General features: G+C 55.2%; 13 protein-coding genes and 2 pseudogenes. All 15 read left to right on the top strand.

Annotation, left to right across the window (positions count from 1 at the left end; translation table 11 throughout):
• Nucleotides 1-157: 157 nt before the first annotated feature.
• The 15 genes and pseudogenes from FYJ45_RS24280 to FYJ45_RS24210 all read left to right on the top strand — a co-directional run bounded on the left by FYJ45_RS24280 (nucleotide 158) and on the right by FYJ45_RS24210 (nucleotide 15,098).
• Nucleotides 158-1,531 (top strand): ParB/RepB/Spo0J family partition protein, encoded by a 1,374-nt coding sequence (locus tag FYJ45_RS24280; protein WP_330588816.1) that lies wholly within the window; start codon nucleotides 158-160, stop codon nucleotides 1,529-1,531.
• Nucleotides 1,532-1,838: 307 nt separating this feature from the next.
• A complete protein-coding gene (locus FYJ45_RS24275; protein ID WP_036744842.1) occupies nucleotides 1,839-2,195 on the top strand; it encodes a DUF7768 domain-containing protein in 357 nt (118 codons plus the stop codon).
• Entirely contained in the window at nucleotides 2,182-3,267 is a 1,086-nt protein-coding gene (locus tag FYJ45_RS24270; protein WP_154467576.1) for a DNA cytosine methyltransferase, read from the top strand. The genes FYJ45_RS24275 and FYJ45_RS24270 overlap by 14 nt, the downstream gene beginning before the upstream one ends.
• A 4-nt stretch (nucleotides 3,268-3,271) precedes the next feature.
• Nucleotides 3,272-3,985, top strand: a complete 714-nt coding sequence (locus FYJ45_RS24265) for an antirestriction protein ArdA (RefSeq protein WP_154467575.1) — start codon at nucleotides 3,272-3,274, stop codon at nucleotides 3,983-3,985.
• A gap of 14 nt (nucleotides 3,986-3,999) precedes the next feature.
• On the top strand, nucleotides 4,000-5,049 hold the full coding sequence (locus tag FYJ45_RS24260; protein ID WP_154467574.1) for a hypothetical protein: 1,050 nt from the start codon (nucleotides 4,000-4,002) through the stop codon (nucleotides 5,047-5,049).
• Nucleotides 5,050-5,140: 91 nt separating this feature from the next.
• Complete coding sequence (locus tag FYJ45_RS24255) at nucleotides 5,141-5,611, top strand: PcfB family protein (protein ID WP_154467573.1); 471 nt, start codon at nucleotides 5,141-5,143, stop codon at nucleotides 5,609-5,611.
• Nucleotides 5,608-6,300, top strand: a pseudogene (locus FYJ45_RS24250) (type IV secretory system conjugative DNA transfer family protein); the annotation flags it as partial. The gene FYJ45_RS24255 and the pseudogene FYJ45_RS24250, both read left to right, overlap by 4 nt.
• 648 nt (nucleotides 6,301-6,948) lie before the next feature.
• Nucleotides 6,949-8,739, top strand: a complete 1,791-nt coding sequence (locus FYJ45_RS24245; protein WP_154467572.1) for a reverse transcriptase domain-containing protein — start codon at nucleotides 6,949-6,951, stop codon at nucleotides 8,737-8,739.
• A 122-nt stretch (nucleotides 8,740-8,861) separates the two neighbouring features.
• Nucleotides 8,862-9,992, top strand: a pseudogene (locus FYJ45_RS24240) (VirD4-like conjugal transfer protein, CD1115 family); the annotation flags it as partial.
• Between the two features lie 85 nt (nucleotides 9,993-10,077).
• Nucleotides 10,078-10,293 carry a Maff2 family mobile element protein gene (locus tag FYJ45_RS24235; RefSeq protein ID WP_021419859.1) on the top strand — a complete coding sequence of 72 codons (216 nt, stop codon included), beginning with the start codon at nucleotides 10,078-10,080 and terminating at the stop codon, nucleotides 10,291-10,293.
• A 41-nt stretch (nucleotides 10,294-10,334) separates the two neighbouring features.
• A complete protein-coding gene (locus FYJ45_RS24230) occupies nucleotides 10,335-11,201 on the top strand; it encodes a VirB6/TrbL-like conjugal transfer protein, CD1112 family (RefSeq protein WP_087216255.1) in 867 nt (288 codons plus the stop codon).
• Nucleotides 11,202-11,243: 42 nt separating this feature from the next.
• Complete coding sequence (locus FYJ45_RS24225; protein WP_195841962.1) at nucleotides 11,244-11,885, top strand: septation protein SpoVG family protein; 642 nt, start codon at nucleotides 11,244-11,246, stop codon at nucleotides 11,883-11,885.
• A gap of 9 nt (nucleotides 11,886-11,894) precedes the next feature.
• The gene (locus FYJ45_RS24220) at nucleotides 11,895-12,548 is read left to right on the top strand and encodes a DUF7007 domain-containing protein (protein WP_154467571.1); all 654 of its coding nucleotides are present in this window, start codon (nucleotides 11,895-11,897) and stop codon (nucleotides 12,546-12,548) included.
• 44 nt (nucleotides 12,549-12,592) lie between these two features.
• Nucleotides 12,593-12,979 carry a PrgI family protein gene (locus FYJ45_RS24215; protein ID WP_154467570.1) on the top strand — a complete coding sequence of 129 codons (387 nt, stop codon included), beginning with the start codon at nucleotides 12,593-12,595 and terminating at the stop codon, nucleotides 12,977-12,979.
• Nucleotides 12,980-12,998: 19 nt separating this feature from the next.
• Complete coding sequence (locus FYJ45_RS24210; protein ID WP_408609539.1) at nucleotides 12,999-15,098, top strand: VirB4-like conjugal transfer ATPase, CD1110 family; 2,100 nt, start codon at nucleotides 12,999-13,001, stop codon at nucleotides 15,096-15,098.
• Nucleotides 15,099-15,198 lie beyond the last annotated feature (100 nt).

Raw genomic sequence — 15,198 nt, 5'->3', positions numbered from 1 at the left:
ACTTAATAATGGACTACCAATCTTACACAAAGTACCGCCCAAACGAGACTACGGGCGGTATTTTTGTATCTTGGCGGAGAAAGGAGGAACTTCCCGCGGGGCTTGACTGAAAAGTTGAGCCCCTTTTTTTACGCCCAAAAACAGGAGGTAAATGCTTATGGCAGATGATAAAACCACGAAAATGCCGGAGCAGCCGGTAACGGATACCGGGCCGGGCAAGGAAACTCCGCCCGAGCCGGAGAAAACGCCTACTTCCCCGGAGGCCGAAAAAAAGACGGAACAGCAGGCAAAGAGCCCGCAGGTGTCCGTCTATGACTTCGCTGAAATTATGAAAGGAAAGAAAGCCGAGGAACGGGCGGCAGCTTCCGGCGGGGAAAAGCCTGCCCCGGCAAAAACGGAGAAACCGGAAAAGCAGCCGGAGGCTCCGAAAAAGGCCGAAGGAAAACAGGAAAAGCCCAAAGAGCCCGAGCAGCCGAAGCGCCGGGGCCGTCCTCCGAAAGAGGATAAGGACAAGGCCGCCGCTCCGAAGCCCAAAGCCCCCGCACAGAAAAAGCAGGAAAAGGCCCCCAAAGAGAAACCGGAGAAAAAAGCGGCTCCCACGGTGCAGGCCGCTCCCGCTCCGAAGGAACCCGAGAGGCCGAAGGAGGCTCCCCGCCGTGGCGAGGAACAGATCGTATATATCAAGCTGAACGAGCTCCACGCCTTCAAAAACCATCCCTTTGAGGTCCGGGACGATGAAGAAATGCGGGCTATGGTGTCCAGCGTCAAGGACAAGGGCGTTACCCAGCCCGCTATCGTCCGTCCCCGTGAGGATGGCGGCTATGAGATCGTGTCCGGCCACCGCCGCCAGAAGGCCAGCGAGCTTGCCGGATATGCGGATATGCCCTGTATCGTCCGCAACCTGACGGACGATGAAGCCATCACGCAGATGGTGGAGGACAATCTGAACCAGCGTGAAGAAATCCTCCCCAGCGAGCGGGCCAAAGCTCTGAAAATGCAGCTTGAGGCCATCAAGCACCAGGGCTCCCGAACTTCGGGCCAGATTGACCCGAAGGACGCAGGCAAACGCTCCAACGAGATCGTGGCCGAGCGGAACAAGATGGCCGTCAAGCAGGTGCAGCGGTATATCCGGCTGAATGAGCTGGTCCCCGACCTGATGAAGCTGATGGACGAGAAAAAGCTGGGCTTCACTACGGCGGTGGAACTTTCCTACATCGGCAAGAAGAACCAGAACTATATCGCCGTCGCCATCGACAGCCAGCAGTCCTCGCCTTCGCAGGCGCAGGCGAAGCGTATGCGGGAGCTGGACGAAAAGAAGCTGCTCAACGGGGATGTGATCGACGGCATTATGATGGAGGACAAAAAGGAGGTAGACAAAGTGATTCTGACGGGTGCGGAACTGAGCAAATACTTCGGCAAGGAAACCACGCCGAGGGAAATGAAAGACCAGATCATCAAGCTGCTGGACGACTGGAAGGGCCAGCAGAAAGAACACGAAAAGCCGGAGAAGAAAACCGAGCCGGAAAAGTAAGCCGAAACTTCGGGTCAAGATGGCCCGAGGATTGCGGGGCGCTGCCCCGCGCCCCGAAGCTCTGGAGATATAAATTATTCCCCGTCGCCAGTTATTCCGTAGCATAGCCGGGAAAATCAGTCAAGGGCAACGCCGCCGCAGGCGGTGCCAGAGGCACCCTTGACGGATTTCTCCCGGTTATGCTTTTTCCCGGACAAGCGACGGGGATATAAATTCTCCAGAGCCGTTCCCCTTCCCGGGGGAAGGGGCGGAGGGGTTGGGCGAAACCTTGCTTTCCACAAATCAGAAAGAAATGGAGGTTGAACCAATGAAACGACCTTTGGCCTATCTGACCGCCGCATGGAGCGGTGAACCGGATATTGATATGGAACTGGCGGCCCACTACTGCCGTCTTGCCTATGAGGCGGGCTTTTCCCCCATCTGCCCGCTTTTGTATCTTCCGCTGTTCTTGAATGACAGCGTTCCCGAGGAACATAAGGCCGGGATTGATATGCGCCGGGATATGCTGCGGCGCTCCCATACCCTGATCGTCTGCGGCGGCGCGGTGGACGAGGATGTAAAAAACGATATTGCGGTTGCCGGGCGGCTGGGTATCGCAGCTACTACGCTGGACGGGGTTCTTGCCGTGAAGGGACACGGCGGCCCGGGCCATGCCGGACATTAAGCTGGGGAGCCTTTTTGACGGGATAGGCGTTTTCCCTCTGGCGGCCTCCCGCTGCGGTATCCGTCCGGTGTGGGCCAGCGAGATTGAAAAAGCGCCGATCTCCATAACCAAAAGGCACTTTCCCGATATGGCGCACCTGGGGGACATTACGAAGGTGGACGGCGGGAAAATCCCGCCTGTCCATGTGATAACCTTCGGCTCTCCCTGTCAGAACCTTTCTCTGATCGGCAACCGCTCCGGCCTTGCCGGGGCAAAATCCAGCCTGTTTTATCAGGCGTTTCGTATCATACAGGAAATGAGGGATGCCACTGATAACCTATATCCAGCTATCGCTGTTTGGGAAAACGTCATGGGAGCGTTTTCTACAAATGACCGGATGGATTTTAGAGCCGTCCTATCCGCCTTCTCGGACACCGAAGTTCCAATGCCTCCTTCTGGAAGATGGGGAAACGCCGGAATGGTGCGAGGGGGAACGCCTGATGTGTGCTGGCGTCTCATGGACGCCCAGTATTGGGCAGGCTCCCGAAGGCTGGCGCGAAGGCAGCGAATTTTCATCGTGGCGGATTTTAGAGGCAGACGTGCCGCCGACATACTATTTAAGCCCCGTCCAATGCTCCCACTTCCTCCGCCTTGCCGAGAGGGCGGGCGGACCGCCGCCGAAGGAGATCGAACATCTTCTTTCGAAACAGGGCGGCAAATACCAGTCATCCACCCCTTTCAATGCTTCCGTATGCGGGGAGCGGCAAAAAGGCAGGAAGAAACCGCCTTCCGAAACAGCTTCGGATTACCAACTGACCCTTTTCCCACTCTTTTAGCCAGCGATGTGACGCCCTTCGCCTTTTGGTACGAGGGCGACCCGGACGGCGGCTGTATCCGCTTCTTGACGGAAACGGAAAGTGAGCGGCTGATGGGGCTGCCGGAGGGCTGGACAAAGTACGGGGTGGACGGCGAGGAAATCCGGCCTCTGCAACGCTACAAGGCGCTGGGAAATGCGATTGCTCTCCCTTGCGCCGATTACATCATGGCCGGGATTTATGAAGTGCTGGCAGACAGGGCCGGAAAGGAGGATTGAGCCCATGTTTGAAGCCTATATAACCAACACGGCCCTGTACCCCATGATGGGGATTGAAGTGGGAACGACGGTGCATTTTCCCACGACCACACAGGAGGTACAGGCCGCCCTTGCCAAAATCGGGATAGACGGAAAGCGGTACAGCGAAGTGTTTATTACCAGCTTTGACAGCGATGTGCTGGGACTGTACGACTATCTGGACGAGTACGAGAACATCGACGAGCTGAACGAGCTGGGCCATGCCCTGCTGGAAGTACGGGACAAGGGCGGATTGGAAACCTTTGAGGCTGCTCTTGTCTTGGGAAAACACACGGGCAGCGTGAAGGACCTAATCAACCTGACGCAGAACCTTGACCTCTACCGCTTTTACCCGGATATTTCCGATGATGAAGGGCTGGGCCATCTGTACGCCGACGAGCTGGGGACCATCGACATACCGGAGCGCATTCAAGGCTACTTCGATTATGAGGCATACGGGCGGGATATGCGTATCAACGAGGGCGGCGTATTCGCTCCCGGTGGATATGTGGCTGCGGACCCGGTTGGCTTCAAAGAGCATTACCACGGAACGCAGGACATACCGCCGGAACACCGGGTATTTGCCTATCCCGAAAAGGCCGAGCCCGCCCATTCCATTCTCGGCGCGCTCAAACGGTTTCAAGAGGCCCCGCCCGCTCCGCAAAAGGACAAGGCGGGGCCTTCCCATGAGGAACGGTAAGACTTCGGGCCAACATGGCCCGAAGCATGAAGGAGGTGCATACCATCAACTATTACCCCATCAATGAAGGGGCCGCCCGCCGGGCAAAGGAAATGAACAGCTTTTCCGACTATAAGGAAGGGAGCGCAACGGCGGAATACCGGGCAATGGTAGACAAGGCCGCAGCCATAGCCGAACAGCAAAAATCCCGGGTGGACCCCATGTACCATGAGAAGATCGACCATCTGTTAGATACCTACGCCCGCAAGCTGGCCGAAAACATGAACCAGGGCTTTGCCATTGACGCGAGGGTTCCCTCTGTGTTGATCGCCGGGCCTTCCAATTTCCCGGTTGGAAAAAAGGAAAAACAGAACCGGGCGCGGGACAGCAACATGGAGGAATGGCGGCATATTCAAGGGCTGCTGGATAAGATACGCAGCACCGGCATGGGCGGTATCAGCGCCGATGACCCGGCGGCCGTTGAAAAGCTCCAGAAAAAGCTGGACGGGCTGGAACGCTCCCAGCTCATTATGAAGGAGGTCAACGCTTACTACCGCAAGCATGGCAAGCTGGACGGCTGTGCGCTGCTGTCGCCTGACCAGATTGAAAAACTGAAAGCCAGCATGGCGTCAAGCTGGCGGAGCGACCCGAGGCCCTTTGAAAGCTACCAGCTTACCAACAACAACGCGGAGATCCGCCGGGTAAAAGCCCGTATCGAACAGCTTTCCAAACAGGCGCAGCGGGAGTTTTCCGGCTGGGAGTTTGACGGGGGCCGTGTGGAAATGAACCGGGAGGACAACCGCTTGCAGGTGTTCTTTGACGGAAAGCCTGACGCGGACACCCGGGCCGAGCTGAAAAGCAACGGCTTTCGCTGGGCTCCCAGCGTGGGCGCATGGCAGCGGCAGCTCACGGACAACGCCATCCGGGCGGCTGACCGTCTGGAATGTATCAAGCCGGTGTCCGGCGAAAAGCCCTCCCAGCTTCAAAAGAAGCCCTCTATCTTGCAGACCATGCGGGAACAGGGCGAAAAAGTCCAGACGGAGCCGGAAAAGAAAGCTCCGTCCGGTAGGGATGCCGAGCGGTAAGCCTCGGGCCACATTGGCCCGAGGTTTTCTGCCTCCCCGGAGTGTACGGGGGCCTCCCGTCTACCGGGAGCCCTGACGGAAAGGAGGTTTTATGCAGGAAGAAGTAAACCAAAAAACAGTTGCCCTTTCGATCAAGACGGCAAAGCTGACGGGAAAAGTGCTGGCCGCCGCTCTTGGCAAGGTGGTTCGGGCGCTGCAAAAGCACCACCGAAAGGCGCTGACCCCGCAGGGCCGCCAGAGCGTGAAGAAGCTGATGAACCACTACGGCGGCAAAAACGCCATGCAGTATGTGGGTGCGCCGAAGGATTTTGACCGGATAGCGAAGGAGTTCCATGTGGACTACGCTTTCCATAAAGTGAGCCCAGGCCATTACCTGCTGTTCTTCAAAGCCAATCAGGCGGACGCCATCACGGCGGCCTTCCAGAAATACAGTACAAAGGTGCTGAACAAAGACCAGGACAAAACTTCTATCCTCGGCCAGCTCCGCAAGCTCGCGGAGCAGATCAGGACAAAGCCGAAGGAGAAGCAGCGGACCAGAGAGGCGGTGAAGGACGGACGTTGAGTGACAAGATCAGAAAATATGTGCTCCCCAACCTGCCGTACCTCTTTGTGTTCTGGTTTTTCTCCAAAATCGGGACGGCCTACCGTATCGCGCCCGGCGCAGACTTCGGGACAAAGCTCATGGGGATGCTCGACACTTTCCCTAAAGCCTTTGAAACTTACTGGCCGGGACTGGGCGGCATTGACCTGCTGGTGGGCCTCGCTGGTGCGGCTGGGGTGTATCTGCTGATACAGTCCAAAATCAAGCAGGCAAAGAAATTCCGGCGGGATGCGGAGTACGGCACCGCCCGCTGGGGGACAAAGGAGGATATAAAGCCGTTTGTAGACCCCAAATTTCAGAACAATGTCATTCTGACCGGGACGGAGTTCCTTACCATGAACACCCGCCCCAAGATACCCGCCAACGCTCGCAACCTGAACGCCTGCGTCATCGGCTCGTCCGGTTCGGGCAAGACAAGGTTCTGGCTGACCCCGCAGCTCCTTCAAGCCCATTCCTCCTATGTGGTGGTGGACCCGAAGGGCGGCACCCTCGACCAATGCGGGCGGTTCCTGCAACGGGAGAAATATAAGGTACGGGTGTTCAATAGTATCGACTTCTCCAAATCCATGCACTACAATCCGCTGGCCTACATCAAAACGGAAAGCGACGTGCTGAAATTCGTCACCGCTCTGATCGCCAACACCAAAGGCGCGCGCCCAGATAGGGCGTAGTAAGAAGTAGAATCAGGCACTACCCACTCAGATAACAGTGGAAACGACCCGCCTAACCGATAGGCGAAAGCTGATGCGGGACCATAGCATGGCGGGAAAGCGATAAGTTGCTCTATACACAAGAGCACGACTGAATTGCTACGTTAAGCGGATATGAGGATAGAACTACTGAATGTTGAATGCGAGTTTCAAGTCCCCGTTGTGTTCGGGCGGAGGAATGTGTATGTAACCACCGTAGATACGGCGGCATCAACCTCTGATATGAATAACATTGCGTTTCGCCTTTGCGCGATGGGTTATCAATCCATTCATGTGACAAGCCAGAGAACTGGAAATAACGAAACGAAAGCGTATCCGACAATCCGCATTTGCCTACTTATTACGCTAACTGGGGATTGCCTAAGTCGGAATGCTCAAACGAGCTATGCGAAATGCCCCCTGCGGGCGATAAATCCCAAGCCCTCGAAAGGCAAGGGAGATGACGCTGAATATCCGATATGGCAACGGAGTTCTCATAGTAGTCCTGTGGGACGTAACGACTCTCACGGAATATATCGTGTATTCCAGACGAAGGAGAACAGTTATTGCATTCCAAAATTGAAATTTGATTAGGGAGGAAAGCCTCAAATGCAACCAACAATCGAGATTTTGGATAGAATCAGAAAAAATTCAAGGGACAACAAAGAGGAAATCTTCACAAGGCTCTACCGCTATCTATTAAGACCCGACCTGTATTATCTTGCGTACAAAAACCTCTACGCCAACAAGGGCGCAGGAACAAAAGGCGTGAATGACGACACAGCTGACGGATTCAGCAAGGAAAAAGTTGACCGGATCATCCAATCTCTGGCTGACGGAACCTATACGCCGAATCCCGTTCGCCGCGAGTACATCCAGAAAAAGCAGAACAGCACGAAAAAGCGTCCCCTGGGGATTCCTACCTTTACGGACAAGCTGGTGCAGGAAGTATTGAGAATGATATTGGAATCGGTCTACGAGCCAATTTTTTCAAACAACTCTCACGGCTTTCGTCCCAACAGGAGTTGCCACACTGCGCTAAAATCCTTGAAAAGAGAATTTTCAGGTGTGTCGTGGTTTATTGAGGGCGATATTAAGGGCTGTTTTGATAACATCAACCACCGAGTTTTGGCAAACGTCATAAACGCCAAGATTAAAGACGCACGGCTGATTCAGCTCATTTGGAAATTCCTAAAAGCCGGTTATATGGAGGACTGGCAATACCATGCTACCTACTCCGGCTGCCCGCAGGGCGGCATCGTTTCGCCCATACTCGCAAATATCTACCTGAATGAGCTGGACAAGTTCGTGGAAAAGACTGCCAAAGAGTTCTATAAAAGCAGGGACAGGCACCATACCCCGGAATACGATAAGGTCACATGGCAGATAAAGAAGGCTCAAAAACAGCTGAAAACCGCAACGGGTCAGGAAAAAACAGCTTTGTTGCAGAAAATCGCTCAACTAAAAGCAGTCATGCATAAAACGCCCTGTATGTCCAAAACGGATAAAGTCATCAAATACATCCGTTATGCTGACGACTTCATTCTTGGCGTGAAGGGCGATAAAGCGGACTGTGAGCGTATCAAGAGACAGCTGTCCGACTTCATCAGCCAAACCCTGAAAATGGAGCTTTCAGAGCAAAAGACACTCATTACGCACAGTAACCAGTATGCAAGATTTTTGGGTTATGACATCCGTGTGCGGAGAGACCAGAAGCTAAAGCCGCACGGAAACCACGTTTCCCGCACGCTCAACGGGTCTGTGGAGCTGTGCGTTCCGTTTGCGGACAAAATCATGCCTTTCCTGTTTGGGAAGTCGGTTATTCGGCAACTACGCGACGGGACAATAGAGCCTACCGCAAGAAAATATATCTTTCGGTGTACGGATTTGGAGATTGTATCAACGTACAACTCTGAGCTGCGTGGTATTTGCAACTATTACAGCATAGCCAGCAATTTCAACAAGCTTCAGTATTTTGAATATCTGATGGAATACAGCTGCCTGAAAACTCTCGCTGGAAAGCATGAGAGCACCAGCAGAAAAATGATGCGCAAATACCGTGATGGAAACGGCAGCTGGGGTGTGCCCTACCAAACAAAAGCAGGCATAAAGCGCCGCAGCTTCGCAAGGTTTATGGATTGCAAAAATACAGACCTCTGGACAGATAAAATCATAGACTTTGCAATCGCGCACGTCGGTTCCCGAACATCATTTGACGACAGACTGTCCGCCCGCATGTGTGAGCTGTGCGGAAAGACCAATGTACCGCTGGAAATACACCATGTAAATAAAGTGAAGAACCTCAAAGGAAAACAACTGTGGGAACTTGCGATGATAGCGAAAAAGCGTAAAACTCTTGCAGTGTGCAAGGACTGTCATCACAAGATTCATCACCCTTGAACGACGCTGATTTGAAGCAATGATGGCGAGCCGGATACATCGAGAGGTGTACGTCCGGTTCTGGGAGGGGTTTGGGCAAACCTACGGCAGGAATGCCGCAAGGCGGCTCATTCCTACTCTACGACGGCAAGGAGGGCGACGAGTTCTGGACCAAAGCCGAAACCCTTTTGTACTGCGCCCTTGTGGCCTACATCGTATTTGAGGGGCCGGAGGAAGAACGCAACATGAATACGCTGGTGGAAATGATAAACAGCATGGAAGTCCGGGAGGATGACGAAACCTTCAAAAACGCGGTGGACTATATGTTTGACGGGCTGGAGCGCCGGAGTCCCCAGCACTTCGCTGTGAGGCAGTACAAGAAGTACAAGCTGGCAAGCGGCAAGACAGCTAAGAGCATACTTATTAGCTGTGGGGCCCGCCTCGCTCCCTTTGACATTCCCCAGCTTCGGGAGATCATGTCCTATGACGAGCTGGAGCTTGACCGGCTGGGGGATGAAAAATCGGCGCTGTTTTTCCTTATCAGCGATACGGACACCACCTATAACTTTCTTGTGGCCCTCGCTTTCTCACAGATGTTCAACCTTCTGTGTGAACGGGCCGACAACACCTACGGCGGACGCCTGCCCCATCATGTACGGGTGCTGTGGGACGAGGCGGCCAACACGGGACAGGTGCCGGGGCTGGAAAAAATCGTTGCCGTTATCCGTTCCCGGGAGATCAGCCTGACGCTCTTTTATCAGGCCATGAGCCAATGCAAGGCGCTGTACAAAGACCATTCCGAAACCATCATGGGTAACATGGACAGTATCGTGTTCCTCGGAGGCCGGGAGGCTTCCACCCTAAAGGATATTTCGGAAAACTGGCTGGGCAAGGCCACCATCTCCATGCAGACCGAGGGCCGCAGCCGGGGCCAGTCCGAGAGTTACAGCCAGAATATGCAGCGGCTTGGCCGGGAACTGATGACGACCAGCGAGATCACCACCATGCCGGGAGACAAGTGTATCTTGCAGCTTCGGGGGCTTCCGCCCTTCTTTTCTCCCAAATACGATTTGAAAAAGCACCCCAACTATAAGTACACAGCCGAGTTTGACAAAAAGAAAAACGCCTTCCACTTGGAACGCCTGTTCCGCCACCGGCCATTGAGACTAAAGCCGGAGGACGAATACACGGTGTACGAGGTGGACGGCTCCGACACAGACGAAGAAGCTGACCTTTTGAATTTCGACGATCTGGACAGCGACGAGTTTGTGTAACTTCGGGCCATGATGGCCCGAAGCGCCGCCAATGTGGGCGGCTTTTTTTGTACCCAAAACCAACAAACAAAATGGAGGAACGTATATGGAATTTTTCAACTCTGCTATCGACATTCTCAAGATTCTGGTCATGGCGCTGGGCGCTGGTCTGGCGGTGTGGGGCGTCATCAACCTGCTGGAAGGTTACGGGTCCGACAACCCCGCGGCAAAAAGCCAGGGCATTAAGCAGCTCATGGCGGGCGGTGGTGTCGTCCTGATCGGTATGCAGCTTATCCCTCTGCTGTCCGGCCTGTTCAGCTAACCCTTACCCGTTGTCCCTTTTTCCAGAAAAGGAGCTGATGTATGGACTTTATCATCGACGCAATCGTTGAATGGCTCAAAGGTTTGCTTGTCGATGGTATCATGGGAAATCTGGATGGCCTTTTCAATAACGTCAATCAGAGCGTTGGCGAGATCGCCACACAGGTAGGCACGACCCCGGCGGACTGGAACGCCGGGGTCTTTTCCATGATACGGCAAATCTCTGAAACCGCCATCCTGCCAATCGCCGGGGTCATCCTCACTTTTGTAATGACCTATGAGCTGATACAAATGCTCATTGACCGCAACAACCTCCATGACGTTGACACATGGATGTTTTTCAAGTGGGTGTTCAAAACCTTTGTGGCGGTAATGATCCTGACTAATACCTTCAATATCGTACTGGCCGTCTTTGACGTGAGCCAGCACGTCATCCAGCAATCGGCGGGCATTATCCAGAACGGGACAGAGATCACAACGGATGTAATGGACAGTCTGCGGACCGAGCTGGAGGCAATGGAGTTAGGACCCCTGTTTGGCCTCTGGCTCCAGTCATTCCTGATTCAGCTTACCATGATTGCCTTAAACATCGTGATCTTCGTTATCGTATATGGCCGTATGATTGAAATTTACTTACTCACAAGTTTGGCACCCATCCCGTTTGCCACCGTCCCCAACCGGGAAACCGGACACATGGGGCAGAACTATTTCCGCTCCCTCTTTGCGGTGGGCTTTCAAGGCTTGCTCATTTTGGTCTGTGTCGCCATCTATGCGGTGCTTATCCAGAGTATCGCCACCGACGGCGACCCCATCGGGGCGATCTGGGGCTGTGTGGGCTATACGGTGCTGCTGTGTTTTACCCTGTTCAAAACGGGCAGCCTTGCAAAATCCATCTTCGGCTGCCATTAAGAGACTTCGGGCCATGCTGACCCGAAGCGGAAAGGAGGCGGTATGCCCCGGCGTTACAAACAGGGCGCGGACGGACAGCCGCACCCGGCTTTCTACGGAAAGCTCCCCGAGGAATTTTCTAAAACAGACACCATGCGCTTCATGGTGGAAACCGATCTGAAACTGTCCGGGCGCGTATCGGCGGACACGCTGGCGGCACTCCGGGCGGAAGGCTATGAATACAAGGACGGGAACCTTGTTCCCGTCGGAAAGGAGGAAACCATGCAGGAAAAGGTTGCGGACGCCACCCCCGCCGCACCGTTGAAGCTGGATGTAAGCGTGCGGGTCATCGAACCTGTGAAAAACCTGATGGGCTTTGCCAGCGTGAAATTCAACGACTGCTTTGTGGTGGAAAATCTGAAAATCGCGCAGGGCAGCAAGGGACTTTTCGTGGGGATGCCCAGCCAGCCGGACGGCAAGGGGGGCTATCGGGATATGGCCTATCCCGTCACGAAGGAGTTCCGGGAACAGCTCAACACCGCTGTTCTGCAAGCCTATGAAGTAAAGCTGGAACAGATGGCGGAGCGCGGCTCTGCCGGGCGTGCGTCCATCAGCGAACAGCTCAAGGCCGGGAAAGCGGCTGCCGAACAGGCAAAAGCGGAACGGTCCCCGAAGGAAAAGCCCAGCCGTGGTGCGGAGCGTTGACCTCGGGCCATGCTGGTCCGAAGCGGAAAGGAGGCGAAACCAATGCCACGCAAACGGACGGGCTATGATGCGGCCTGCTACTATGACGGCAAGCTGCTGGGCCGCTGTACCAAAGCAGACAGCGACGCCTATACCCTGTTGATGAACGCCTGCGGCGGGGACGCCGCCCGTGTCCTGCGGGAATACGCCTACTTTTCCCCGGAGCTGAAGGCCATCTTGGAAAAGGCGGCGCTCATGCAGGCGGACCGGAACCGGACGGGCGGGATGTTCCATGCGCCCCAGAGCTCCCCGTGGGGAGAGGTGCAGAGCTGTGAAGTTCTCTGTCCGGGCGTGTTTTTGGTATCCACCGCCAGCCACGGCGGGACGATGGTAGCAAACGAGGTGGCCGCCGTCCTCTCTCCGGCGGCAAAAAAATGCGGTTTCAAGGACAAGGGCTATATCTGCTATGAGGAGGACGCACAGGAAAGTGTGGTGCTCCGGGAGCTGCTGGACAAAAAGCTCTGGAAGATCCCCGACCGTATCAAGGACAAAGAGCGGTTTGAAGAAAACCTCAATCAGTCCATCCGGCAATACAATCCCGAATACTGGCGAGCAAGGCAGAGCGGACGGGAGGCCGCCGAAGCCGCCCGCAGCACAGCCCCGGCCAAAGAGGCCGCAAGGTAGCTTCGGGCCATGTTGGCCCGAAGCGGTAAAGGAGGTGTAACGAAATGGCCTATGTGCCAGTACCCAAAGACCTGTCCAAAATCAAGACAAAGCTGGCCTTCAATCTCACGAAGCGCCAGCTTATTTGTTTTTCCGGCGCGGCGGCGGTGGGCTTTCCGGCCTACCTGTTTTCCCGTGGCAGTATCGGGAACAGCGCCGCCATGTTCCTGATGATTGGCCTTATGCTCCCGTTCTTCTTTTTCGCCATGTATGAGCGGGACGGCCTGCCGCTGGAAAAGGTGCTGAAAAACATCATCCGCACCCGGTTCCTCTATCCCCGGGTGCGGCCTTACAAAACCGAAAACTTCTATGCGCTGCTTGGCACCAGAAAGGAGGCGCAGCCGATTGCAAAACAACAGAAGGGCCGGAAAGCCCGCAGGCAAAAAGCCTGACAAGACGGGCCTTCTCGGCCTGTTCACAAAGGGAAAGGACATTCCCACCACCGCCCAGCAAACCCTCCCTTACCGGGAAATGTACCGGGATGGGGTGTGCCGGGTGGAGGACCGCTATTACACCAAAACCATTGAATACGAGGACATCAACTACCAGCTCGCCCAGACCGAAGATCAGGCGGCCATCTTTGACGGGTGGAGCGCCTGTCTGAACTACTTTGACAGCTCCTTGCCGTTTCAGCTTTCTTTCCTCAACCATCGGAGCCGCCCGGGCAGCCGGTACAGCGTCAACATCCCCATGCAGGAGGACGACTACAACAGCGTCCGGCGTGAGTATGTGGAAATGCTGGAAAACCAGATCGCCAAAAGCAACAACGGCATTGTCCGCACAAAGCTCCTGACCTTCGGTGTGAATGTGGACGACCTCTCCACCGCAAGGGCGAGGCTGGAGCGTGTGGAGGCGGACATTTGCGGCAACTTCAAAAAGCTGGGCGTCAAGTGCCGCTCCCTCTCGGGGCTGGAACGGCTGGAGCTCCTTCACGGGCAGCTTCACCCCGGCGGCACCGACCCTTTCCGGTTTTCGTGGGACATGATACCCCAGACCGGTCTTTCCACAAAGGACTTTATCGCCCCGGACAGCTTCGACTTCCGTTTCAGCCGCCTGTTCCGGGTAGGGACAACCTGGGGTGCGGCCTCCTATTTGCAGATTTTAGCCTCGGAGCTCTCGGACAAGCTGCTGGCGGAGCTTTTGGAAATGGATGCGGAAATGACGATTACGCTCCATATCCAGACCGTCGATCAGGCCGCCGCCGTGAAATCCATCAAGGCCAAAGTCTCCGACATTGACAAGATGAAGGTGGAGGAACAGAAGAAAGCTGCCCGGGCCGGGTATGACATGGACATACTCCCGCCCGACCTTGTGACGTACAGCAACGACGCAAAGACCCTCTTGGAAGATTTGCAGAACCGGAACGAGCGAATGTTCCTGCTGACCTTCCTTGTGGTGAACATGGCCCCGACCCGTCGGGAGCTGGACAATGACCTGTTCACGGTGTCGGGTATCGTTCAGAAATACAACTGCACCTTGAAGCGGCTGGACTTCCAGCAGGAGGACGGTTTTCTTTCCAGCCTGCCGCTGGGCCATAACGGCATTGAAATCAAGCGCGGCATGACCACCAGCTCCACGGCTATTTTCGTTCCCTTTATGACGCAGGAGCTCCGCATGGACGGCGAGGCCGTCTATTACGGGCTCAACGCTCTTTCTCATAACGTCATCATGGCGAACCGGAAGAAGCTCAAAAATCCCAACGGCCTGTTTCTCGGTGTGCCGGGCTCCGGCAAATCCTTTGCCGCAAAGCGGGAGCTTGTGAACGTGTTCCTTGCCACCCGTGACCGGATTATCGTGGTGGACCCGATGGGCGAATACTCGCCCCTTATCAAGCGGCTGGGCGGGCAGGTCATCGAGATCGCCCCGGACAGCCCGCACCACATTAACCCGATGGACATTGATTTGAGCTTCGACGAGGAAAACCCGATGGCGCTGAAAGCCGACTTTATCCTGTCGCTGATGGAGCTGATCGTCGGCGGCAAGGACGGCTTGCAGCCGGTGGAGCGGACCGTCATTGACCGCTGTGTGCGCCAGATGTACCGGGAGCATTTGCAGAACCCGGAGACGGCGAAAATGCCGACCCTCCAAACCCTGTATGACCTGCTCTGTTCCCAGCCCGAGGGCGAGGCGGTGCGGCTGGCAACGGCCCTTGAAATCTATGTTTCGGGCTCTCTCAACGTGTTCAACCATGAAACCAATGTGGACCTGAACCGCCGCCTTGTGTGTCTTGACCTGAAAAAGCTGGGGGCCGGGCTTCGGACGATTGCCATGCTCATTATGCAGGACCTTGTCAATTCGCAGGTGTCCATGAATTTCCTGCGGGGTATCGCTACATGGTGCTACTTCGACGAGTTCCATGTGCTGCTCCGTGACCGGCTGACGGCAAGCTACTGTGTGGCGATCTGGAAAATGCTCCGTAAGAAGGGCTGCGTACCCAGCGCCTTAACGCAGAATGTGAAGGACTTCCTTGCCAGCCCGGAGATCGAGAACATCTTTGGTGCGACACGTTGACGCACAAACATCACGCTATGAGGGTAATACTTCATAGACTTATGGCCATGTGATGCTAAAAGCGTCGGGCTTATCTCGGCAGGGATGAGCAACAACTGAT

This window comes from Eisenbergiella porci, from assembly GCF_009696275.1.
In the GTDB taxonomy this organism is placed as follows: domain Bacteria; phylum Bacillota; class Clostridia; order Lachnospirales; family Lachnospiraceae; genus Eisenbergiella; species Eisenbergiella porci.
The sequence above is the reverse complement of the archived record's forward strand: the minus strand, read 5'-3'. Positions and strand labels throughout refer to the sequence as shown.